This is a genomic window from Niabella drilacis, from assembly GCF_900101395.1.
Classification (GTDB): domain Bacteria; phylum Bacteroidota; class Bacteroidia; order Chitinophagales; family Chitinophagaceae; genus Niabella; species Niabella drilacis.
The window spans coordinates 163,637-187,538 of record NZ_FMZO01000002.1 but is presented as its reverse complement, the minus strand read 5'-3'; the positions used below and the strand labels follow the sequence as shown (position 1 = coordinate 187,538).

At 47.8% G+C, this 23,902-nt stretch carries 21 protein-coding genes; 8 read left to right on the top strand and 13 right to left on the bottom strand.

Annotated elements, in window-relative coordinates; genetic code table 11:
- Positions 1–98: 98 nt before the first annotated feature.
- Complete coding sequence (locus BLS44_RS04175) at positions 99–755, top strand: HD domain-containing protein (protein ID WP_090389158.1); 657 nt, start codon at positions 99–101, stop codon at positions 753–755.
- A gap of 23 nt (positions 756–778) precedes the next feature.
- A complete protein-coding gene (locus BLS44_RS04170) occupies positions 779–1,924 on the top strand; it encodes a methionine aminotransferase (RefSeq protein WP_090388793.1) in 1,146 nt (381 codons plus the stop codon).
- Here the strand turns inward: BLS44_RS04170 and BLS44_RS04165 are convergent.
- Positions 1,919–2,419, bottom strand: coding sequence for a hypothetical protein (locus BLS44_RS04165; protein WP_090388792.1), 501 nt, complete (start codon positions 2,417–2,419; stop codon positions 1,919–1,921). The two genes, BLS44_RS04170 and BLS44_RS04165, sit on opposite strands and share 6 nt — an antisense overlap.
- A gap of 309 nt (positions 2,420–2,728) precedes the next feature.
- Positions 2,729–3,430, bottom strand: coding sequence for a VIT1/CCC1 transporter family protein (locus BLS44_RS04160; protein ID WP_090388791.1), 702 nt, complete (start codon positions 3,428–3,430; stop codon positions 2,729–2,731).
- A gap of 118 nt (positions 3,431–3,548) precedes the next feature.
- Between BLS44_RS04160 and BLS44_RS04155 the strand changes: the two genes are divergently transcribed.
- Together BLS44_RS04155 and BLS44_RS04150 are read left to right on the top strand one after the other, a co-directional pair.
- The gene (locus tag BLS44_RS04155) at positions 3,549–4,172 is read left to right on the top strand and encodes an FMN-binding negative transcriptional regulator (protein WP_090388790.1); all 624 of its coding nucleotides are present in this window, start codon (positions 3,549–3,551) and stop codon (positions 4,170–4,172) included.
- 3 nt (positions 4,173–4,175) lie between these two features.
- On the top strand, positions 4,176–4,940 hold the full coding sequence (locus tag BLS44_RS04150) for a hypothetical protein (protein ID WP_143019654.1): 765 nt from the start codon (positions 4,176–4,178) through the stop codon (positions 4,938–4,940).
- A gap of 62 nt (positions 4,941–5,002) precedes the next feature.
- On the opposite strand, the gene BLS44_RS04145 is transcribed toward BLS44_RS04150, so the two are convergent.
- Together BLS44_RS04145 and BLS44_RS04140 are read right to left on the bottom strand one after the other, a co-directional pair.
- Positions 5,003–6,184: an oxygenase MpaB family protein gene (locus BLS44_RS04145; protein ID WP_090388788.1), complete on the bottom strand. Its 1,182-nt coding sequence runs from the start codon at positions 6,182–6,184 to the stop codon at positions 5,003–5,005.
- A gap of 31 nt (positions 6,185–6,215) precedes the next feature.
- The gene (locus BLS44_RS04140) at positions 6,216–7,487 is read right to left on the bottom strand and encodes a nucleoside recognition domain-containing protein (protein WP_090388787.1); all 1,272 of its coding nucleotides are present in this window, start codon (positions 7,485–7,487) and stop codon (positions 6,216–6,218) included.
- A 196-nt stretch (positions 7,488–7,683) separates the two neighbouring features.
- Here BLS44_RS04140 and ychF point away from each other — a divergent pair, with 196 nt between their 5' ends.
- Positions 7,684–8,781: a redox-regulated ATPase YchF gene (gene ychF, locus BLS44_RS04135; RefSeq protein WP_090388786.1), complete on the top strand. Its 1,098-nt coding sequence runs from the start codon at positions 7,684–7,686 to the stop codon at positions 8,779–8,781.
- Positions 8,782–9,508: 727 nt separating this feature from the next.
- On the opposite strand, the gene lysA is transcribed toward ychF, so the two are convergent.
- From lysA to BLS44_RS04110, 4 genes are all read right to left on the bottom strand, one after another.
- Positions 9,509–10,720 carry a diaminopimelate decarboxylase gene (gene lysA, locus BLS44_RS04125; RefSeq protein ID WP_090388784.1) on the bottom strand — a complete coding sequence of 404 codons (1,212 nt, stop codon included), beginning with the start codon at positions 10,718–10,720 and terminating at the stop codon, positions 9,509–9,511.
- A 63-nt stretch (positions 10,721–10,783) separates the two neighbouring features.
- The gene (gene scpB, locus BLS44_RS04120) at positions 10,784–11,668 is read right to left on the bottom strand and encodes an SMC-Scp complex subunit ScpB (protein WP_090389157.1); all 885 of its coding nucleotides are present in this window, start codon (positions 11,666–11,668) and stop codon (positions 10,784–10,786) included.
- A gap of 102 nt (positions 11,669–11,770) precedes the next feature.
- Entirely contained in the window at positions 11,771–12,652 is an 882-nt protein-coding gene (gene atpG / locus BLS44_RS04115) for an ATP synthase F1 subunit gamma (protein ID WP_090388783.1), read from the bottom strand.
- A 186-nt stretch (positions 12,653–12,838) separates the two neighbouring features.
- Positions 12,839–13,708 (bottom strand): phosphodiester glycosidase family protein, encoded by an 870-nt coding sequence (locus BLS44_RS04110; RefSeq protein ID WP_090388782.1) that lies wholly within the window; start codon positions 13,706–13,708, stop codon positions 12,839–12,841.
- Between the two features lie 130 nt (positions 13,709–13,838).
- On the opposite strand from BLS44_RS04110, the gene BLS44_RS04105 reads away from it, so the two are divergent.
- On the top strand, positions 13,839–14,450 hold the full coding sequence (locus BLS44_RS04105) for a hypothetical protein (RefSeq protein ID WP_090388781.1): 612 nt from the start codon (positions 13,839–13,841) through the stop codon (positions 14,448–14,450).
- A 373-nt stretch (positions 14,451–14,823) separates the two neighbouring features.
- Here BLS44_RS04105 and BLS44_RS04100 read toward each other — a convergent pair whose 3' ends face one another.
- Complete coding sequence (locus BLS44_RS04100; protein WP_090388780.1) at positions 14,824–15,855, bottom strand: hypothetical protein; 1,032 nt, start codon at positions 15,853–15,855, stop codon at positions 14,824–14,826.
- A 148-nt stretch (positions 15,856–16,003) separates the two neighbouring features.
- Between BLS44_RS04100 and BLS44_RS04095 the strand changes: the two genes are divergently transcribed.
- Positions 16,004–16,609, top strand: a complete 606-nt coding sequence (locus tag BLS44_RS04095; protein ID WP_090388779.1) for an ankyrin repeat domain-containing protein — start codon at positions 16,004–16,006, stop codon at positions 16,607–16,609.
- A 53-nt stretch (positions 16,610–16,662) separates the two neighbouring features.
- The gene (locus tag BLS44_RS04090) at positions 16,663–17,043 is read left to right on the top strand and encodes a hypothetical protein (RefSeq protein WP_090388778.1); all 381 of its coding nucleotides are present in this window, start codon (positions 16,663–16,665) and stop codon (positions 17,041–17,043) included.
- A 168-nt stretch (positions 17,044–17,211) separates the two neighbouring features.
- Here the strand turns inward: BLS44_RS04090 and BLS44_RS04085 are convergent, their stop codons facing one another.
- From BLS44_RS04085 to BLS44_RS04070, 4 genes are all read right to left on the bottom strand, one after another.
- Complete coding sequence (locus tag BLS44_RS04085; protein WP_090388777.1) at positions 17,212–17,520, bottom strand: DUF3467 domain-containing protein; 309 nt, start codon at positions 17,518–17,520, stop codon at positions 17,212–17,214.
- Positions 17,521–17,599: 79 nt separating this feature from the next.
- Positions 17,600–19,192, bottom strand: coding sequence for a SusD/RagB family nutrient-binding outer membrane lipoprotein (locus BLS44_RS04080; protein ID WP_090388776.1), 1,593 nt, complete (start codon positions 19,190–19,192; stop codon positions 17,600–17,602).
- 26 nt (positions 19,193–19,218) lie between these two features.
- Positions 19,219–22,380: a SusC/RagA family TonB-linked outer membrane protein gene (locus BLS44_RS04075; RefSeq protein WP_090388775.1), complete on the bottom strand. Its 3,162-nt coding sequence runs from the start codon at positions 22,378–22,380 to the stop codon at positions 19,219–19,221.
- Positions 22,381–23,089: 709 nt separating this feature from the next.
- A complete protein-coding gene (locus BLS44_RS04070; protein WP_143019653.1) occupies positions 23,090–23,893 on the bottom strand; it encodes a hypothetical protein in 804 nt (267 codons plus the stop codon).
- Positions 23,894–23,902: the final 9 nt, after the last annotated feature.

Here is a 23,902-nt window from a genome sequence, read left to right as displayed (position 1 = left end):
CATTCAATAAGCTCCGGGAACGGATAACTAATATACTGTTTTTAATTTACCTCCTGCTTATTCCGAAATAAATATCTTTGCTCCATTATACCAAGCAGATGCCCGCACAAAAAGATATAATAGATCAAACCGTCGATTTTGTTCAGCAGCAACTAAAGAATGCAGAAGCCGGCCACGACTGGTTTCATATTGAACGGGTCTGGAAAATGGCAAAACATATAGCAGCAAAGGAAACTGCCAGCCAGCTGATCGTAGAGCTGGGTGCGCTGCTTCACGATATTGCTGATTCCAAGTTTCACAATGGTGATGAAACCATCGGCCCGCGTCTTGCACGGGAATTCCTTGCAGGACAACAGGCCGGCGAAGCCACCATCGGGGCCGTCGAAAATATCATCCGGAACATTTCGTTCAAAGGAAGCTACCAGCCGGCACAATACAGGACCATTGAGCTGGACATTGTGCAGGATGCAGACCGGCTGGATGCCCTGGGGGCTATCGGTATTGCACGGGCTTTCAACTACGGCGGCTTCAAGAACCGGAAGCTTTATGATCCCGCCATAAAGCCGGCACAGTATACCACAAAAGAACAATACAAAAACAATGATGCCCCCACCATTAACCACTTTTACGAAAAGCTTTTCCTATTAAAAGACAAAATGAATACCGAAACGGGAAAGCGGATCGCCGAAGACCGGCACCGGTTCATGCAGCAGTTTATTGAACAATTCTACCGGGAATGGAATAGCCTGGACTGACCGGCCTCTTATAAAGACAATATATGACATTACCAACCAAACATTCAGCGGCCGCGCTCAATATCTTTACCACGATGTCGTCACTTGCGCGGAAAGAGAACGCTTATAACCTTTCCCAGGGGTTGCCGGACTTTCCCGTATCTGCAGCATTGAGTGACCTGCTAAAAGAAGCCACAGTGGAGGGCTTTAACCAATACGCACCCATGCCCGGGCTGCCGGAGCTCCGGCAAAATATTGCTTCCTGTTTCAACAAAAGATATGGCATTGCCTGTTGTTCGCCGGATATGGTAACCATTACACCGGGCGCCACCTATGGCATCTTTACAGCCCTGACGACTGTCCTGAACAAGGGGGATGAGGTCATTTACCTCGAGCCCGCATTTGATTGCTATGTACCGGCGATCGAGATCAATGGCGGAGTTCCGGTTTGCGTAAGGCTTGATGAGCAAAAGGATTTTGAGATCGACTGGCAGCAGATCAGCGACGCTATTACCCCCAAAACAAAAGCGATCATCATCAATACTCCGCATAACCCCAGCGGAAAGGTATGGACGCAGGAGGATTGGGATCAGCTTGCTGCAATTGTTGGCGACCATGATATTTATGTAATTTCCGATGAGGTGTACGACACTATTGTGTACGACGGGCTGCAGCATATTCCCGGGTTTCTTCAAAAGAGCCTGGAGGGCAAAGTGCTGTCGGTCTATTCTTTCGGAAAAATGTACCATATTACCGGGTGGAAGATCGGCTTTGTTGTGGCAGCCCCCATTTTTACCGAAGCATTCCGGTCCATTCACCAGTACCTGGCATTCAGCGTAAATACGCCGGCACAATATGCCCTGGCAAAATACCTGCTGATCGCAGACCAGGAAGCCTCCGCCATTATGTTACAGGCGAAACGCGATCTCCTGGTAAGCAGGATGGAATCATCAAAATTCAGACTCCATGCCTTATCCAGAGGCTCCTATTTCCAGCTATTCGACTATAGCAGGATCAGCGACCTGGACGATGTATCCTTCGCCCGTTGGCTGGCTGTTGAGCATAAAGTAGCCACCGTTCCGTTAAGCGCTTTTTACCGCATTCCTCCCGGGATCAGGCAGGTCCGTTTAAGTTTTGCAAAGCATGATGATATACTCCATGCAGCCACAGCAATACTCTCCAGTTTATAAAGATCCCCCACTATCGTAGCGGATCCTGTTGGTTTGGCAGTAGGTTTCAAACGCTTCCAGGATATGCTTCCATTGTTTCTGGGTAAACCGGCAAACGACCTTATTTTCCCTGTCAAACACCAGGGTATACCTGAACTTCATCTGATTGAGCGTTTTCACCTGTACACCGGCAATACGGGTCAACACCTTGTCTTCGTTCCCATACTTTCCGGAAAAAGCAACAATTGCGGCAAGCAGCTGGTACATTTCTGCTGCATTCCCTTTATAATACTCAACCTCATAGGCGCCGCTGGACCAGTCATCATGATAAAGCTGGTATCCCCAAAGCGAGAACGTATCCGTCTTTTCTTTTCCCGTCTTGCCGTCGAGCAATTTCCAGTAAGAAAGGTAGGTAAGCGTATTCCTGTCGGTAAATACCGGGTCCAGTTTATATACCTGTGCAGATACCACGGTGGCGCAAAAGATCCACAAAAGCGAAAGCGTTAATTTTTTCATAGACTCCTGGTTGCTTCTTATGTTGTAATAAGCAAAAGTAACGGGAAGGCCATCAGAATATATGGATAGGAAAAGTGAATTAAGAAAAGATTAACCCCTGTCCCTTTGGGAAATTTGAGAATGTGGAAATATGGAAATGTGAGCATGTGGATCCCCAAACTCCGGGAGAAAATCAAGCATAAAACCGGGTATGGGCAAGGTCAATAGTCAATGGTCAATAGAACATCAGACAAGCACACATATCCAACATCAGCCCCCAAACATCTTTCGAACCCCGATTCCGAAGCTTCGGAACGGGGGGCCCCGCACCTAACCCGTTTGCACCCCAAACAAATAGCCCACCAGGGCAGTAGCGCCCATGGCCACAGTACCCCAGAAACAAACCCTTAGAACGCCTTTGACCACGCTGGATCCTCCGGCACGCGCGGCAATCATACCGGCAACGGCTAAAAAGACAATGGCAGACACATATTCTACAAGTACCATATTTTTTACAGGCGCAAAAACGGCGACCAATAAGGGCAGCATGCCCCCGGCAATAAAAGAAGCGCCCGAGGCCAATGCGGCCTGAAAAGGTTTGGCCTGGGTAATCTCGTTGATACCCAGTTCGTCCCTGGCATGCGCCTCCAGGGCATTATGCTCCGTTAAAGCCCGCGCTACCTGAAGGGCCAGCTCCGGCGACAGTCCGCGCCCTTCATAGATCTTGGCCAGTTCCTTCAGCTCTGTATCCGGCATGGTTTCCAGCTCCCTCCGCTCCCGTTTCAGATCGGCAGTTTCTATATCCGATTGGGAGCTTACAGAAACATACTCACCCGCGGCCATGGAAAAAGCACCGGCTACAATACCCGCCAGCGCCGCCAGCATAATAGGGTTTCTTAAATCGGATGCTGCTGCTACCCCTATCACCAGGCTTGAAGTAGACAGGATCCCGTCATTGGCACCCAACACAGCAGCCCGCAGCCAGCCGCTGCGGTTAATATAATGCTCTTCGAACAGGGGGACCTTTTCCATGCTTGATATAATTACAGTTACGCTAAATTAACCAAATCATAAAAATCAATCGCTTATTCATTATTTCCGTAAATTTCAGGGGGCACCGCAGCATTAAAGCCGTTAACCCTAAAAAATTATGTATATCCCGGCAAACAACCGCATGACCGACCCGGACGAGATCCTTTCTTTTATCGAACGTTTTTCATTCGGCACTCTTATTTCTACAGCAGCAGGAGGTGTACCCGTTGCCACGCATCTGCCTTTTCTTGTAAAGTGCGAGGCAGGGCAGCTGGTTCTGACATCTCATTTTGCCAAAGCCAACCCTCAATGGCAACAGATCGAAAACAACGGAAAGATACTGGTCATTTTCCAGGAACCGCATGCCTATATATCCCCTTTTCATTATGAAAAAGAACTGAATGTTCCTACCTGGAACTATATCGCCGTTCATGTTTATGGAACGGGCTCCCTGATCACAGAACAGAACGCGGTCTATGAGGTACTGGACCAAACTGTTGCCCGTTATGAGCAAGCCTACAAAACCCGGTACGATCAGCTTCCTCAGGATTTTAAATTCAAAATGAGCCAGGGCATCGTAGCATTCAGGATCTATGGCACCGATATACAGGCCAAGAAAAAACTGAGCCAGAACAAAACAAAAAACGAACAGGAACAGATCATCCAGAGTTTATCTGCCAGCAAGGATACAACGGAACAACTGGTTGCCGCATACATGCAAAGAAACCTAGACGCACATTAACATATGAAAGCGCTTTTTTCATCGTTGTTTGCCTGGCTTTTTCCGGTAATCTTTTTTACAGGATGCCGCAGCGTATCCTTGTCTGCCTCGGGTGCACCCGGCCACTCCTGTGAAGGCGTTAATGCAGCAGCAGCGGAAGCTACCGCTCTTTCCGGAACAGCCGTATACCAAAGCGGTGCCACAGAGATATACCGTGCAGCCCATGATCAAAAAGAGCATGCCGTTTCATTTGGAAAAGATACAAACGGGAATATAGTGCGCTCAGCCCTGTACAACGGTTCTTTCAACAGCACCCCGGTTCCTTACATTGAAAACCGTTTTGCAGACCTGCACAATCATCCGGAGAACAGGCCGCCTTCCAGCGGCGATCTGTATCATTTTATCGACCAGGCAACGGCCGCCAACGGGCATTATCAAAAATTTATCGTATTGCCGAACGGCGTGCAATATGCACTGGTGCTGATCTACGCACAGGCGGCCCAAACCTTTAATACCCGGTTTCCAAGAACCCGCGGCATCCTCGATACGATCGCTCAAATACAGTACCAGCCCACATTTCCCCGGTTGCTGGTCGATGAAATCAATCAGCTGAAGGGCTGGGGCGGGGCCACAGAGGAAGCCGCAATGGCGTTTATCCTTCAGAAATATGACGCAGGGATTGCGTTACTGAAAAAAGACAACAAGGGAAACTTCCGGAAAATATACACTGTTGAACAGAAATACAGGAGCGGAACCCGGGCCTATATTGCTTACAGCTGTCCTGACTGACATTAGTTAAGATCCGGGAACAGACCCGATCCAGGCAGGTGCTGTCCGGCGGAACCGGGTGGTCAGAACCGCTTATACTTCAGGTAAATCTCCAGTGCATGAGCCTGGCGTGCGCCGCCTTCCCGGATCGCTTTTTCGCGAACGTCCGGCTGGTTCATCTTCCGCTCCATCCACCTCAAGCGCCATAAAAACAGGTGTGCAATATTTCCGGCCACCGGTTTGGGGATCTGCAGCAACCGGCAGGAATACGCTCCCAGGAAGAAGTGATTATAAAACAGGTGCAGCTGCTGCATGAGCTTGCGGGCCAGTATGGATTTCGGAAAGCCGGAAGTGATGGTTTCGCGGATCAGCGCCTGCGCCAGCGCAACAGAATCCCCGTCGCCCCTGGCCTGGGTCATCGTCCAGTAATAAAGCGCCTCTATCGCCTCCGGCTCATTCTCCGGCAATAGTTCTACGGGAATACCTAAAAGATAACCGATGTATTTCCACAGATGAAAAAGCCCTTCCGTTTCCTCAGCAGAAGGCCGGAATCCCATGCGCCGCAGACCGGTAAGGAAAACGAGCGAAAAGCCCAGCTGTGTGGCCAGCATATCCCAGGTATTCAGCGGTACGCCCCATTGCGCGGCATCCCAATCCGTTTTTTCGAGGATAGCTACACGGGAGTACGAATGAATAAGCCGGGTACTGAGTACATGGAACAATCCGCGCCCATTCTTCTTAAAAGCCCCGGCACGGGTTATATTGATCCAGAAAAGCGTAGTTTCCGTAAGTCGTTTTGCCGCTCCTTTTTTTAAGGCCCCGGTATAGATCAGCGGCTTATTGATGGCAGCAGATTCATAGCCGCCCATTAAACAATAGTTACGCAATACCAGCAGCCCGGGAATGCCCGTACGCTGGCTTAGCTCTATCCCCTTATCTATTTTACCATGATCCAGCCAGGAAGGATAAAGCTCAAAAGTATTGAAGAAGGCATCAAAAACCGGGGCTGCTTCACCCGTTACTGTGCCATTACCCATATATGCCTCAAGTGCGGCATGTGCTTTTACAAACCCCACCCTGCTATACAGCCGGTGCACCACGGCATCTCCGTCCCGGTCCCATTCCAGCAGGTATTTTTTAAAGGAATCCGCATTCCGGATATCGGGCGTATACCCCAATTGCTGCAATAACAACAGCCCCGCTCCTTTTTTCCAGTAATGATCAAAAGAAGTCGTATTAACCTGGTAGCGGGAAGGCGTTTCCATAAACTCTAAAACAGGAGAGCCGGCAAAAGGTTTAAGTAAAAAACAAATAGCTGATGCCAATGGCCGTTAAAACGCCGGCCAGATCGGCCAGGAGCATCGTGCCGATAGAATACCGGGTATTCTTGATCCCAACAGCACCGAAATAAACGGCTACTACATAAAAAGTGGTATCGGCAGCCCCCTGAAAAACCCCCGAAAGCTTGCTGGCAAAGGAATCGGGGCCAAAAGTGGTCATGGTACTCACCATCATGCCCCTTGCCGCCCCCCCGCTAAGCGGGCGGATCAGCGCTGTAGGCAGCGCATCCACAAAACGGGTGTCGGCACCCAGTGCATGAAATACATATTTCATACCATTGATCACCATATCAAAGGTCCCGCTTGTACGCAGCATGCTTACGGCAACCAGGATTCCCAGGATATAGGGGATAATCTTTATTGCCGTATCAAAACCGCCCCGGGCTCCATCGATAAAAGCGCTGAATACATCTATTTTTTTGTATACCCCTCCTAATACGATCAGTAAAAACACCAGCAGGATCAGCCCGTTGCTCAGCAGCCCCGAGAAAGACTGGATCGATGCCGCATTTAAGGAAGACACATAGAGCACCAATGCCACGATCGCTGCCGATATACCCAGGAGCCAGATCAAAATGACCGGCTGAAACAGGTTTACCTTCTGCCGGAGCGCTACAATGGTTAGTGCTACCAGTGTGCCCACGAAAGTAACGATCATGCAGGGAATAAACACATCCGTGGGATCAGAGGCATTTTGAGCCGCCCGGACAGCGATCACACTCACCGGTATCAGGTTAAAGCCCGCCGCATGCAAACAAAGGAACATGATCTGGGCGTTGGATGCCACGTCCTTATTGGGATTCAACTCCTGGAGGCTTTCCATCGATTTGATGCCAAACGGTGTTGCCGCATTATCCAGCCCCAGCAGATTAGCAGAATAGTTCATTACCATATGGCCCATAGCCGGATGATCCTTGGGCACATCCGGGAATATTTTTGAAAAGAAGGGGCCGATGATTCTTGATAAGAACCGGATCCCTCCGGCTCTTTCCGCAATGCTCATAAACCCCATAAACAGGCAAAGTACACCGATCAGTTTCAAACAGATCTCCACGGCTACCCAACAGGTTTCAATAACACCGTCCAGCTTCAGCGGGTTAGCGGGGTCACTGGCTTTACCACTGATCATATAGCTGAAAATCTGGGTCTCTCCCAGAAAAAAACACTTGAATGCCGCAACCAGAATGGCGACAATGATAAATGCGGACCAGATCCTGCTCAATGCCATAATTCCCCGGATTATGATTTTTAATCGAAAGCGGGAAGTTAGGCTATATTTGAGAATTGCGCCGGAGAATTTGTACCTTTGCGGCCTGAAAAAAAAACAGGTTAAGGTTTAACGTTGCCCTGAAGGGGCCTTTTGAACAGGTTCAGGGTTATTTACCGGAAAGGAACGGGAACCATTAACTACTAATTTTAAAAAGATGGCATTACAGGCAGGCATCGTGGGGTTACCCAATGTAGGAAAATCGACGTTATTTAACGCAGTTAGCAACAGTGCAAAAGCACAGGCAAGCAATTACCGCTTTTGTACCATTGAGCCCAATGTAGGGCTCGTAAACGTGCCGGACGAACGGCTTAGCGTTCTTACAGGACTGGTACAGCCGGAACGCATTGTACCCACACAGATCGAGATCGTAGATATTGCCGGCCTGGTACGCGGGGCCAGCAAGGGCGAAGGCCTGGGGAACAAGTTCCTTGCCAATATCCGGGAGGTGGATGCCATTATCCATGTGATCCGCTGTTTTGAAGATGAGAACATCCTGCGTGATGAAGGGGCCATCAACCCCGTAAGTGATAAAGAAATTATTGATACGGAGTTACAGCTGAAAGACCTGGATAGCGTGGAAAAACAGATCCAGAAAAAAGAGAAACAGGCCAAAACAGACCCTAAAGCGAAAGCAGAGCTCGAAGTGCTGCAGCAATGTAAGGCACACCTGGAACAGGGGAAAAGCATCCGCTCTTTAGATCTGAGCAAAGAAGAGAAGGAAACCATCGCCGACCTGTTCCTGCTTACGGATAAGCCGGTTTTATACGTAGCCAACGTGGATGAGCCTTCTATGCATACGGGTAACAAATTTTCTGAAGCGCTGAAGGAGGCTATCAAAAGTGAAAATGCCGAAATGATCGTAATGAACAACTCCATCGAGGCACAGATCTCTGAAATGGAGGACCCGGACGACAAGGCGCTGTTTATGGACGAGTATAAAATGACCGAACCGGCCCTGGATCGCCTGATCCGTTCCGCTTATAAGCTACTGGGCTTAAATACTTATTTCACCGCGGGTGTGCAGGAAGTACGCGCCTGGACCTTCCACAACGGCTGGAAGGCGCCGCAATGTGCCGGCGTGATTCATACCGATTTTGAAAAGGGTTTTATCAAAGCCGAAGTCATTGCCTACAATGATTTTGTACAATACAAATCCGAAGCCGGTGCACGCGATGCCGGCAAACTGCGCATTGAAGGAAAAGAATACCTGGTAAAGGACGGCGATATCATGCACTTCCGGTTTAATGTATAGTCTTTTGCCGCAATGAACGGTTTTTCTTCCGGGAACAGCGCTGCGCTTTGCGAACCGTTTCCCGCAATGTCTCCCGCAGGGGACGTTGCGAAGGGGAAGTCTTTCAGCGCTGCCGGTTGCATCCCCTAAAACCACATTTGTTACACTTTTCATTGTATTAAATTTTTAAAACTGAATCAATGGATATTGCCTGCATAAAGTTGAGGTATTTTAGTGCCGGTTTCTTTTTTTGATCCCTCCTGATCCCTCCTGACCTCAAAACGCATGTTTTCTGTATCCCTTCTGTATCGTTTGTATATCCTTTGTGTATCCTTTGTATATCGTTTCTGTATCCTGGCTGCGGTGTTTGTATATCCTTTCTGTATCCGGTATGGAGCAAAAATGTGGAAATTTCCTGCTTTTTTCCTTCCCGGTGCCGGCATGGGCGTAGCAGATCGGGAGGGCTCCGTCCTTAAGCCGGGTGTAACGTATTGTTAAATTTTGTACTATTGATCAGCCCCCAAAAACGCATCATAAAGCACCGGAATCAGTTTTATCAAAATACGCCATCACAAGTGGTTTGTGAAGACAGGACCACGGCCCGCGCTACGGTCAGTGCCCTCACTGTACATAAGCAGCAATCATTTTGATACGGTTTATTAGGAGGTGCTGAAGTGCTAAAGAATTTCAAAGTTTTTCATACCACTTCACGTGTCTCTGTTTCTTTGTGTCTCATGACAGAAAGCAATTACAGGTCCACCACTACCTGGTTGCGGATCAGATCTTCCATTGTATCCCGTTTACGGATCAGTTGGGCCTTTCCGTTGCGCACAATTACTTCCGCAGGACGGAAACGGGAATTAAAGGTAGACGCCATTTCATATCCATAGGCGCCGGCATTATAGAATACCAGCAGATCCCCTTCCCGCACTTCCGGCAACGGGCGGTCCCATGCGAAAGTATCCGTTTCGCAAATATTGCCGACAACGGAATAAGGCGCCACCGCACCACCGGGATTGCTCAGGTTCTCGATCCGGTGGTAGGCATCATAAAACATAGGACGGATCAGGTGATTGAACCCGCTGTTAATGCTTACAAATGTAGTAGCCGCCGTTTCCTTTAACAGGTTCACCGATGTAATCAGGTACCCGCACTCACTCACCATAAATTTACCCGGCTCAAACCATATTTCCAGTCCGCGGGCTGCTTCGTGCGCATCGAAGGCAGCCAGTACTTTTTGGGAAAGTTCCTCAATATTGATCACCGGATCACCATCCTTATAAGCCACTTTAAAGCCCCCGCCCAGATCGATCGACCGCAGGTCGGGAAAATGCGGAATGATATCAAACAATACATCAATCCCTTTTATAAAAATGTCGGCATCTTTGATGTCGCTGCCCGTATGGATATGCAGGTTCTGGATCCGGATCCCGTATTTACGGATAATGTCCTGCAGTTGTCCGAGCTGCTCTACAGGAATACCAAATTTACTCCGGTCGTGCCCGGTTGATATTTTAAGATTGCCGCCTGCCATAATATTGGGCCGCAGCCTTACGCCTACCGGGTACCGGTTCCCATATTTTTCGCCCAGTTTCTGAAGGTTGTACAGGCTGTCGATATTTACAAACACCCCCAGGAGCAATGCTTCTTCGATCTCGGCAAAATGAATACCATTACTTGTATAAAGCACCCTGGAAGGGTCAAAACCCGCCTGCAGGGCCAGTTTCACTTCGTTGATGGAGCTGCAATCTACATTTGCACCCAGCTTATGAATAAACCGAAGCACGCTCAGGTTCGTTAAAGCCTTTGCCGCATAAAAGATCTTTACACGTCCTCCCTCAAAAGCCGCGCGCAACCGCTGGTACTGCTTTTCAATTTTATCCGCATTATAAATATACACGGGGGTTCCGAATTCCTGCGCAATACGGACCAGCTGTTCATTTGTTAATTGTTCGCTCATAATGGTATTTACAAAAAAAGCAGTAAAATTACTGCTACATAAAAATAATAGGCCGGGCAGCAGTTATTCTTCCTCCGGCTTCTTCGAATTATCTTCTGTTTGATCGGTATCTTCCGTTTCGGAAATTTCCGTATCGCTATGATCCGCAGCGGCTTCCTGCGGTGCCGGTTCTTCCTGCTCAGGAGCTGCAGTTTCCGCTGTACCGGTTTCTGGTTCTGCTGCTGCAGCCTCTCCATCCGCTGAAAGGGCTTCATCATACTCTGCTTCCGGCTGCACAGTTGCCGCTTCAACCAGCGCCCCGGTTCCGGCAACGGCCAGGGGTTGATCCGCAGTGTCCGCAAGAGCATCCCGCCCAATGGCATTGCCCTCCTCATCTACCGGCGTTGGCAGGATCTCCTGTTCTGCAAGGACCTCCCTGATCTTTGGCAACTCCTCTGCCGAATTGATGCCGAAATAATCCATAAATGTTTTTGATGTGGAATATACGAGCGGATGGCCTGGCAGCTTTTCATTACGTCCGCTGATGATGACCAGTTCCTTCTCCAGCAGTTTCTGAATGGCATAATCGGCACTTACACCCCGGATGGCTTCGATCTCTCCTTTTGTTACCGGTTGCTTGTAGGCGATGATAGACAATGTTTCCAGTGCAGCCGGAGACAAGCGTTTCATAAACTTATCGCCATTGATCTGCGCCACCGTTTTATGATACGCCTTTTTAGTCAGGAACTGCCAGCCGCCGCCGCTTTCCCGCACTTCAAAAGGATAAAACTCCGAGTCATATTTTTCCACGATCCCTTCGAGGGCTGCTTCAACCTGGTCCAGTGTGATCTTATCTTCCATAAAGCCAAAAGCATTGTTCAGCAGATCCGTTAACTCCAGTGGGGTCAGCGGTTTATCGCTTGCAAAAATCAAGGCTTCAATATGGGGGATCAACCCGGTTATGTCCATGATAAAACGTTCAAAGTTTAAACGCTCAAGGTTTAAAGTCAAGGGCAAACAACGTTGAACCTCAAACCTGGTTCCGATAGCTATCGGAACGGAAACAAAATTTTATCCCTGTAAGGCAGCGGCACCGCTTACAATCTCGGTCAACTCTGTGGTGATCGCCGCCTGTCTTGCCCTGTTATAGGAAAGTTTGAGGTTCCGCAACATTTCGTTGGCATTTTCTGATGCCTTATCCATAGAGGTCATTCGCGCTCCATGCTCGGAGGCATTGGAGTCCAGCACCGCCTTAAACAACTGCGTGTTCAGGATCTTGGGCATCAGCTCCGCTATCAGCTCTTCCTTATTGGGATCAAAAACAAAATCGGCCTTTGTAGCCCCTTCCTTTTTCTCAACTTTCGGGATCGGCAAAAAGGGTTCTACGGTAAAGACCTGCGTGGCAGCGTTTTTAAACTGGCTGTATACGATCTCTACTGCGTCAAACTGTTTTTCTTCAAAGGCCTTCATTGCTTCCGTAGCAATTTTCTGCACATTCTCAAAGGAGAGCTGCAGGAAAATATCTTTATAGGTATCATCTGTTTTATACCCGGCCTTGGTCAGCGCCTCATATCCCTTCTTACCCAGGTTCCAGATCGTTACGTTCCCCTTCTCAAACTGGCTTTGATACTTTTCACGGATCAGGGACCGGGTCAGTTTAACCACATTCGTATTGAATGCTCCGGCCAGTCCGCGATCGCTGGTAATAGCGATGACCAGCACTTTTTCAACCGGACGCTCAGCAGCCAGCGCAATTTCGGTATCTCCATCATTATTGCTTACAATATTGCTCAGCATTTCCTGCAATTTCTGAGCATAGGGCCGCATTTGAACGATGGCATCCTGCGCACGGCGGAATTTTGCAGCACTTACCATTTTCATAGCCTTAGTGATCTGCTGCATGCTTTGTACCGAACTGATGCGATTACGAACCTCTTTTAACTGACCTGCCATAACGATTTGAGATTTGAGATTTGGGATTTGAGACCTTCCCGACCTACCGGAGGGTTTGCGATCTCGATCCTTTCCTCTGTTTTTTAAGGCGCAAAAGTAAGCGCTAATTACCAGATTTCCATATCTGGACCCCCTAATTTGGATGCCTTGTGGAAAAAGGCCGGATAAATCTGCAAAAACGACCTCCTACCTGCTGTAAAACAGGATATTAGCTACAGCACGTTCTCCTTTATGGTCCCATTCCTTGTTGTCGGACGGATGGTTGACCACTCCTTTTTTACGGGTCCATAAGGTAGAGGAACCACCACCGTCAAAATTGATCACCGCTACACAATTCAGCCACCGCATTACCTTCCGCAGCTCATCAAGACTCAAACCTGCGGCATTGGCACTCCTTCCATCGGCCACGAGCAGGATCACGGCCCCCTTGCGGGTAACCCCGACCGCCGTACGGGGGTGCCGGTTCTGCGAAAATGCAGACCCGGCAATGGCCAGATCAGCAGCATCCTGCACCAGCAAAGGGCCATTGGCCAACACGGAGGTTGCGGCAAGTGCATCCGGCCAGCCGGGCTCCTCACCACCCTGAACGATCGACAGTTTTCCATCCTTTATGACAACCGCCGATCTTTGATGTGCCGTCATTTTTTCATTGGTGCCCACCAGGTTTTCACTGATAACCCTGTTGTTCACCTTTACATAGTCCACGGATCCTCCCTCTTTGATATTAAAGAAATTGCCATTGACAGCTACCTCGGCACCTGACTCTTGGGCAAAGACAGATACCGGTTTCAATAATTTGGGGGCCGCAGCAATATTAAATCCTCTCTTTTTTCCCGCGCCTTTGATCACGGCATAAACAATAAACTGGTTGGATCCAAAAAGATCCTTGTCCTGGAACGAATGCATGACCAATTTTACCCCGCGTCCTAAACGTTCTTTTTTCCAGGCTGCTTTTACAAAATGAGCGGAATCGGATCCCTGGGCCGCAGCCATCAGCCCCGTAAGCATTAAGACGCATATCAACAATCCTTTCCGGGTCAGGCATGTCCCAAACATATACACTGATTTTTTAGAGTGCAAAAATGCAATGTTTTTGCTGCATTATTTTGATTAGAGAAAACTATAATGTAACTTTAATAACGGGTTACCTTTTCCTGACTTCTTTATAAACCACAAACGATTGACCATGCTACGATATGCAAGCCGGATGCTGCTGCTGACAAGCCTCCTTATACAGGTTACGGTACAGGCGCAGCAACTAAAAACCAGGCAGGAACGGGGATATTTTAACATTACAACTCCCGCAGAGATCCAGCTGATGCGCTCCATTGATTCAGCCATGCTTAACGACGGAAATGCCCGGTTCAGGGCGGGGTTCGAGTTCCATACAATAAACGGTTATTTTGTTAATCCCCAGTTTTCGGTAGGATTGGGCGTGGGTATCCAGTACTCCAATTACAAATATTTCCCGGCAACCGGCGCGCCTGAACAGCCTGCCCCGGCCAAAAGCGCCCGGATCAGCACACTTCCCCTTTTTGCAGATTTCAGGTATTATCCCCGCAACAGTATCAACGGCGCCATGTTTCTTGTAAACGCCGGCTATGCGCCTGCTTTAAGCATCAGTGTTGCCGAGCATAAACCTTTTTTGAATGGCGGCGCCTTCATGAAACTGGGGGCCGCCTATAAATTTTACCTGAGTCATTTTATTTCTTTTGTTCCCTCGCTCAATTTTAAAGCACAGCGGTATGGCGACCATACTGTTGCCGGCGGCATCGTGGGATTCGGGTTTATGTTTTGAGTAAACTCCTTTCTAACCAGGCCGGGGGCTTTTCAGATTTACATTGTCTATTCAATGCCGTTGCCTAAGCCTGATGCCGGGCCGGTAAAGCGCAAAGACGGGGAATGGCAAACCTTTCTTTTGCTCCGGGCGTATTGGTTCTAATATAGCATTACCGGGAACACTCCTCTGCTCTTCCTGTGCATATCCGTAGAATCTGTGAACAATGTATGGAGCATCTGTGTACCAAGAAAACGATATTGATAGCCTGTTCCCCAAATAGCTGCTGCAGGTTGAACGTTCAATCCGGATAACCGGGGCATGCCGGGTCCTATGCTCCATTGATTACAGGCTATTGCCGATGAACATTCCCCCGCCGCATTGCAGATTGCTATTAACTAAACCGTTTCCGCATCTGTTCGGTTTTACGCCCGATCAGCCAGAATGAGAGCGCCAGCAGGGCAAAGAAGATCCCCTTATTGGTCTTATCCCAGAAATATTCAAAATACCGGGTATAGATGTTCAGCAGGAAAAACAGTAATACCAGGTCCCTGAAAATTTCGTCCTTCAGCTTATAGGCAAGCACGATCAGTCCTCCCAGCAAAAGCGTATATCCCAGTGCCCAGGGCAATAGCCGTCCCTGACGGATATTACTCCATACATCGTAACTCAGGTTTCCGGATACAGAGAGGAACAACCCGGAAAGCAAAAAGAAGATCCACAGGAAGTAGACCGTGATCTCATAAAAAGGAACCTTTTGCCACTGCTGTCTGCGCAGGAATAAAACGACTGCCAGGAGTACACCGCCCAACACAGTCATCCGCAAAGGATAGTTCATACCCAGGAAGTAATCATGTGCAGGTCCGGACCATGTCCAGGTTTGGATCCCCCAGCTTACGATCAGTGCCAGCAAAGCGCAAATCCATATTAATTTTGACCGCAGGTATACGGCAACGGCTCCGTAACTGAGGGCCAGTACCAATACAACCAGGCCATAGAACCGGTATCCTTCTCCCAGCCCGCGGGTAAGATAGGTGATCGATACCCCAAGACTCAATACGGCCAGGATGTTAAAGCTTTCGTTACTCAGGGTGGCATCGGGGAACTTCCGTTTTCTTTTCCCCGCAAATCCTATCAGCAGAACTGAAAGTATCAGGAAGATCCCTCCGATCAATACCTCTGAAAATGCAAAAAAACGCCGCATCCGTTCGATCCACTTTTCATCCAGCACAATGGCGCCAAAAGCAAGAATGGCACAGGACACGGCAGCAACAAATGCATAAAAGGTCAATGACCCGAGGTCATCTTTATAAACATTGACAGACTTTCGTAACTGCGTTGCGTTCTGCGCATCAATGACCTGCTCTTCTTCCCATTGATCGATGGCATTCAGAATCACGTCCGCATCTTTTTTTGATACCCGCATGTCCCAAAGTTCGCAATAAAAACAATAAAAAGGGGCTTCATAAAAAAAACGAACGTTCGAAAGCGCCCTGCTTTATATCCCCAAAACAGCTTATCATTGCAGGCGCAGCGGATTTTAAATAACAGCCGCAACGGCTATAAAAAACAGGATGAAAGCAACAATTGATCTCTTCAGATGCATTAACGAAGGCCATACTGAGTACTTAAAGGAGGCCCTTGCCCGTAACACCAGCCTTGAACGGACCAACCCGGAGGGGCAAACGCCCCTGCTCTATGCCCTGTATAAAAAAGATACGGTAACCGCATTGCTGCTCATCAGTCACGGAGCGAATGTTAACGCACAGGACCAGGTTGGCAATACGCCTTTTTTATATGCCGGTGCACAGGGGTATACAGATGTGGTAAGGGCCTGCCTGGAGCAGGGTGCCGATTTTACAATTCTGAACCGCTATGGCAGTACCGCCCTGATACCGGCAGCTGAAAAGGCGCACCTGGAAACGGTAAACGTACTTTCCGGGACACCGGGTTTTCCTATTGACCATATCAATAACCTGGGATGGACGGCCCTGCTGGAAGCCATTATTTTAGGCGAGGGGGATGACACACATGCCCCTGTTGTTACCGCGTTAATTGCCGGTGGCTGCAATGTAAACCTCGCCGACAAAAAAGGCATCACTCCCCTGGCGCACGCGCAGAGCCTGGACTATAAAAAAATAAGCGCACTCCTTGAGGCGGCCGGGGCCCGGGTATCATAACAACCTTTCAGCGCTTCCCGTCGTCATACAAAAGAGTAAATTTTTTATGGGAGATGAAAAAGATCAGCGGCATCCTGTTATTAATGATGACTACGCTTTCCCTGCAAGCGCAACGAATAGAGCGTATTCAATTTAACCTGTATACAGACAGCCTGAAAAAGGGCACGCACAATTATATCAATGTAGACGGTAAAATGAGCGACGGCAGTTGGCGCCCTATGACTCAAAAGGAACTGAAATTCAGTTCCGATTATGGCAAATTTGATGGCAACAGCCTGGTACTGCCCGATGAGCCTTCTGTAAAAAAAGTAGCCATAACCATTTCCCTAAAAGATAACCCCAGGATGACCCAGGACATTACCATCTGGATCAAACAAAAGCCGGACCCTCCCCTGCCAAAATATGAAACCAACGCACCCCGCAGGCGAAGGTAACAGTCAATAGGCTTGGTTACCAGCTATCAGTCTTCAGCCGCCAGTAATCAGCACCCTTTAAAGAATGTTCCACCACGTTAAACCAGGAACCCTCCTGTGATCTTTGAGGGGGCCACACACGGATGTGACGTAAAACTTGAAACCTTAAACCTGAAACAAAACACATGCCTAAGCCTGCGCCGTGGGGCCTCCAAAATTCACCGGTAGTGCCATTTCATCCAGGTCCTTGATGGGTCCCTGTGTGGCTTCAAATTTTTCAACATTTTCAATCAGCGCTTTCATAAAGCGCTTTGCATGCTGGGGTGTAAAAACGATCCGCGACTTTACCTTGCTCTTGGGTGTGCCCGGCATTACATTCACAAAGTCAATCACAAATTCAGCCATGGAATGGGTAATAATGGCCAGGTTCGCATAGGTACCTTCTGCTACTTCTTCCGAGATCTCTATATTTAACTGGTTGGGTTGCTGTTCGTTCATTTTATCCTGTTTGGGACGAAGGTATAAAAAAGACGCCACCCCGAAAAGCGGAGTGGCGTCTTTAAGTTCTCAGTTCTTTTTAGCGGCTTCCACCAGCCCACCAAACATTTTCTTTGTAAACATAACTGCCATCTCCAAATGCGGCCTTAATAGCCTGGTTGGCGGTTACATCAGAGTTCCCGTAGGTATACCGGAGCGGGAATTTAGCCTGCGCATTAAGCGGATTGGCCAGCCCGATAAAATCTTCCTGGCCCAGGGCCTTTAACCGGCGGTAGTCATTATAAGCTTCTGTTGACTCTCCCGATGCCCCAAAGAATGCAAGGTATTTTTGCAATACCACCTCCTTCAATGCATTTTGTGCAAAGCGGGGCAAAACACTTGTGGTAAAGTAGTCATTGGCCACACTCTCCGACAGATCGGGGGTCACAATAGTCTTGGATGTACCTAACGCATCCATCAGACCGGAGTTACCCGACTCGATGGATTGCTCCAGATTTGCAAAAGCGGCAACAATGGCTTCATGAAGTGGTTCTGAAGCCTCTGCCCCGCGGTTTAAACGAGCCAGCGCTTCTGCCTTCAGGAATAAAACTTCATGATAGCTTAACAATAGTGTTGGGGCTGTTGAAGCATAGTCCAGTATTGCAATCGGATAGGTAAATTGCACCTGCTCTGCCTCTCCATTCGGCACCCCGTTCGTAATTGCAGCATCATTCGTTAATAGTTTACCGCCGTACGTAACAAAGACCTGGTTGCCTCTGGGATCATTCGTGTTTTTGAATTTCGTGGCAAGGCTTTTACTAGCGCCAAGCATATCCCTTGAGCTGGAGATCCCGTAAAGCGGGTTGATATTTGAAGACCCGTCATACAAATCAAATTTCATTTCCTCGCTGGCGTCTGCAAAAGATTTGCTCACATAATTCAGGATCTTATTTAAGTCGCCATTTACGTCTGCAGAAACCTTTAGTGTGTGCATCAGGTACCGGGCCTTTAAGCCATAGGCTGCCTTTGTCCACAAATTGGCTTTAGCACCATAAAGCAGGTCCTGATTTTTATTAGCAACGATACCTCCGATTAAGGATGCATCCGAACCTGCTAATTGTGTAATGGCTTCGTCCAATAACTTTTGAATTTCGGTATACAGATCCGATTGCTTGTCAATAGCAGGCTGCATGTACTTGGGAGTACCATCCTCATTCATAATGCCGGTTTGCTGGTAAGGCACATCCCCGTACAGGTCCGTTAAAACACCCAGGTTATAAGCCAGCAGCACTTTCGCTATACCCCCGGTAACATCATTCCCTTCCTCTGATCCGCCTTGCGCGGTTTTGCTTACAGCAATTTTGAGTGCCTTTATATTGTTGTACACCGCATCCCAGCTGTTATTATAGGTGGTGGCGGAAGTAGGCTGTGTAATCCGGTTTTCGGATTGATAGGCCTGGTTCCAAACCCCGCCTTCATGCTCCAGGTAAATGGATGCATATAAGGAAACATCACCGCCTACCACATTAAATGCTGTAGCCGTCATTGCATCTGTTAAAATAAACCGCGCCGGTACATCCTGGGTATGATTCCTGTCCATGTTCACGTCATCCATCGCTTTTTTGGAGCAGGAAGTCAAAAGACTGCCGGCCAGAGCAACGATGATAATATTAAAAATATTTATCTTTTTCATCTCCGTTGTTTTAAATTAGAATTAAGTTAGAATTGCAGGTTTAAGCCAATACCAAAACTTGTGGTTTGCGGTAATGTGAATCTTTCAAAAGCTCCTGCCATATTGGTATTTCCCTGAGTAGATTCAGGATCTAATTGCGGGTTGTTGGTCCACAGGAGGATATTGCGTGCAAAACCGTTTATAGCCAATCCCAGACGGGCTTTTTTCAGCACCTGGTACCTTAATGCAATTTCCCTCATCTTAACAAAAGAACTTCCATAAATGCTGCTTTCATCAATGGAGTTCAGCGTTTGATAATAGTCCTGAATATTGTCATACCCTTCTATTTTAATATCACCAACGGTACCATCTTCTTTCACAACATTCTTGAGTACTACTTCGTTTTTCTCTCTCGAATCTCCAGTTAACTTGCTGGCTCCATAGTTATCCAGCAGGTTGGTAGTACCGCTATATTGCTGGCCGCCGCTTTTCCATTCCACAACGGATGAGAATGTAAGGTTCTTATAACGGAGCCGGGTATTAGCACCCAAAATGAAGTCAGGTGCAGCCACTCCAATTACGCCGTCTTCGCCCACCAGGGGAATACCATCTTCACCGTAGATAACCTGTCCTTTATCATTCCGCTTGAACTTGGTACCATAGATAACCGGGAATTTATCACCAATGCCCGCACGTACCTGCGGCGTGGTAAATCCACCCAGGAAGATGCTTTCCACTTCCGGAGCTAATTCATCTACATAGTTATCAATTTTCGAAAAGTTTACACCAAGGCTCCATTCAAGATCGTTCTGCCGGATAATGTTTGCCGTAATAGTAGCTTCGTGCGCATTGGTATGAATTTTACCACCATTGGTCATAAAATTATTGGCACCGGTAGATCCTGCCAGCGGAATGGCAAAGATCTGGTCTTTTACATTCTGCCGGGAGTAGGTATAATTAAATTCTATTAAGTTGTGAAAGAAATTCAGATCCGCACCAATTTCATAAGAGTTGGTATTCTGCGGTTTCAGGTTGGGATCGTAAATAGTGGTACTGGGAATATAGGCTTTAACCGAATTTCCTCCAATGGGATAGAAAATGGGGGTGCCACCGTAAAAACCTCCGCCATAGGAAGGAATGGTATAATAATTAGGCAGGAACGTTCCGGCCTGACCAACCTGTGCTACAGAGAGGCGCAGTTTACCATAATTCAGTACATCGTTGCCTTTCAGCCCTGCCAGCTCGGTAAACACAAAGCCCAGCGATGCAGAGGGATAAAAGAAGTCCCTGTTTTTTGAAGGCATGGAAGCAACCCGGTCATAGCGGCCGGTTAAACCCAGGTACAGCATGTTCAAATAAGACAGGGAAATATTGGCAAACGTACCAATGGTCCTGTATTTTGTTAATGTTGCCGTAGCATCTTTGGTACCGGTATTATCCATATGGTTCCACCCGCCAAAAGCAAAGTCCTGACCATATTGGGATTTGTAGTTCGTAACCTGGTTTACAAATTCATTCCCGATTAAGGCGTTCAGTTTAAAATCGCTGCTCAGGTCCCATTTCAGGTTCCCGGTCAATAATGAATTAAAGCTGGTATTCGTAAAACTATATTGCGTAATATTCGATGCCCGGGCCGGAGAACCAAATCCCCAGATATCCTCGTAATTTGTCGTGTAGGCATCTGTTCCTAACTGGTACTTTACGTCCAGGGTTGTTTTATCAGAGAACCTTGTATTATAGTTCACATAACCATTTCCAAAAAAACGGTTGGTTTGCTCCGTAAAAGTATTGTTATTTACGCCCCAGTAAGGGTTTACAAACGCCCCGCCTCTGTAGCCAACAGGCGTATACAGATCCCCTTCAGCATGGCTGGGAATGCCCGCCAGGTCATAGCTGGCAGGAGCCGGGTAAATGGTTGCTATTAAACCATCATTTGCGGAAGGTGCTTTTTTAATATTGGAGTTCACAAAATTACCGCTAAACCCTGCTTTAAAATGATCCGACAGCTTGGTTTCGGCAGCTAATTTGGCATTGTACCGGTCCATCCCTGTTTTTGGTACGATACCGGTTTGGTTGGTGGCGGCCAGGCTTAAAGCATAAGAGCCCTGGTCGGTGGCATTCACCACCCCAATGGAATTATTGAACGTAAGTCCCGTATTAAAGAACTCTTTTACATTGTTATAAACCCCAGGAGTAACCCAGGGATCCAGGCCTGCACGGGCACGCTGGGGCACATAATACATTCCCGGGTGTTTGCCATCGGCAGCAGTATAGTCATTATCTGTTTCCCCGCCGTAGTCAGGGTCCTTTGGCAGATCGGTGATCTTAGGCCCGTAAGAAGTAGAAGCATTAGGATTGAAAGCCCCGTATGAGCCTTGTGCATAGGTCGTTTGCAGATCCGGGAACCGGGATATCCGGTCAAAACTTACCGTAGAGTTAAACGAGATCTGAGGTCTTCCCTTTGCAGCGCCCTTTCCACTTTTGGTGGTAATCAAAACCACACCATTGGAAGCCCTGATACCGTAAAGCGCAGAAGCGGCCTGTCCTTTCAGTATTTCAACATTAGCAATATCATTAGGATCAATATCCACACCCCTGTTTGCATAGTCGGTACCGGTAACGCTATTCCCGGTGCTCACATCCGGCCCGGAAGAAATAGGCATCCCATCTACTACGTACAGGGGAGAGTTATCACCGGTAAAGGAACGGGCACCCCGTATGGTGATCAGTGTTGAGGCCCCGGGCATACCGCTCGACGGTACAATGTCAACCCCGGAAACCTTGCCCTGGAGCGCACCGGCAAAACTGGTATTGGCCGCTTCAACCAGCTGATCTGCTTTCAGCGATTGGGTGGCATAGCCCAGTGCACGCTTTTCTCTTGATACGCCGAGAGCCGTAACCACTACTTCAGTGATGGTCTGGTCCTTTCCGCCAGCGAGTACGATATTCATCGGACCGGCGGTAGCTGTTATTGTTTGTTCCTGGAACCCGGCAGCAGAAACTTCCAGTTGGGCACCGGGTTTAGCATTGATGCTAAACGCGCCCTCTGCATCTGCAGATACAGCATTTTTTGTTCCTTTTTCGGAAACGGTTGCAAAGGGAATGACATTCCCCGATTCATCCTTAACGGAACCTGTTACCGCCCTTGTCTGTGCAAAGGCCAGCATGGAACAGGTAATGAGTGCTAATAGCAATACAAGTTTTCTCATGGATTTTTTTTTGTTAATAGAATAAACTTAGTCAATCATAGCGAGGTTGATACATCTATACTTCTTCCGAAATAACTATGCAAAGTACAACGTTTTAACAAATTGTTGATAATTGGTTAACCTTTCGAAAACACTAACAAGCGTTAATTGCCGTCAAAAATAGTTGCATAACTAACGTTCTTGTTTGGTTTACAATAAATTGTATTTAAATGAAAAATTTTTGAAAAAATCAAAAAATTGATTCAAGTCAAGTAGTTTTTTTGAAAAATCATAAACAATTCGTGGCTGGTCTGTATTCCATCAACACCATCCGGCGCCACTTTTCACCATTTCAGCCACAGCCAAAACATTGATTCTGACATCCGCAGGTATGCCCGGGGTATCAAAAGCGAATACCTTGCCAGATACACCGATTTTAACAAACAGCTGATCTTACGCTACCAAAATTGCCGGTATTCCAGCAATCAAAAGCGTCGCAAAAGGATATGAGGGCACCAGCTTCAGGAACAGGGTGGTGCGCCCATAGAGCATCAGCCGGGGTTACAGCTTCCATATACAGGAACGGGTTGCCAGCAGATCCGGTTGTACAGGAGCAGCCTCCCTAAAGACTTTTCCCCTGCCCGGGCTTATGACCTGCCGGACGCATTATAACAGAGGGTGTATCATTCATTTTTGACACACCCTCTTAATGCCGGACCATTAACGAACGTTATTTCTTCTTTAAGACCAAAGCATAGGTTCCGCTCCAGTTCCCTGCTTTAGAACCATAAGACACCGAAAGATTGATGACCTTATCGCAGGCAACAATAGTTCCGGTTGCCGCCATGGTCGGGTCGATATATGCCGGATCGTCATAGTCCCAAAGAGTACCAACAATTTGCTTGTCTATTTTTACTGCATTGGTGCTCGTATTCACCGTAACAACAACAGGAACAGGGTTGAGCGCATGTTTATTTTTAAATGAAAAATGGGTAGCGTCAATATTTGTGAGGGTGATGACATCTCCTGCCGAATAATCCTCCCAGGCATCCTGCACAACCACAAAATCACCGCTGTAGTCCCCGATAACCAGTGGGCAAACCTTTTGCATAACCAATTTATATGTTGTAAATCCCGTAAAAGGAGTTCCATCACCACCGGTAATCGTAAAATACAAAGAATCTTTTTTATCCCTTGAAGCATAGCCTGCAAATAACCCGTTTACCTGGATCGAGTCCAGTGCCTTACCCGAAGGTATCGTTACGGAGCCGTTTTGAGCGACCGTGTATTGCTGGCCCGACACCGCGCCTGTAGGAGAGGTCACGCTGAAGTTAATAGTCCTGTCGATATTCTGAATATCAGTAAACCCGATCGGGATCTTAAAATTCGAACCGGGATTGTTTAAAATAGAATAGGAACCGGTTGCAACCGGGAACTCCGCCCTGGATTCAGGTTTGGTCAGATCACTGTTTCTCTTACATCCAAGGAAAGATATAAGTAACAAAGAATATAGAAATAAAACAGATTTTTTCATTATGATAAT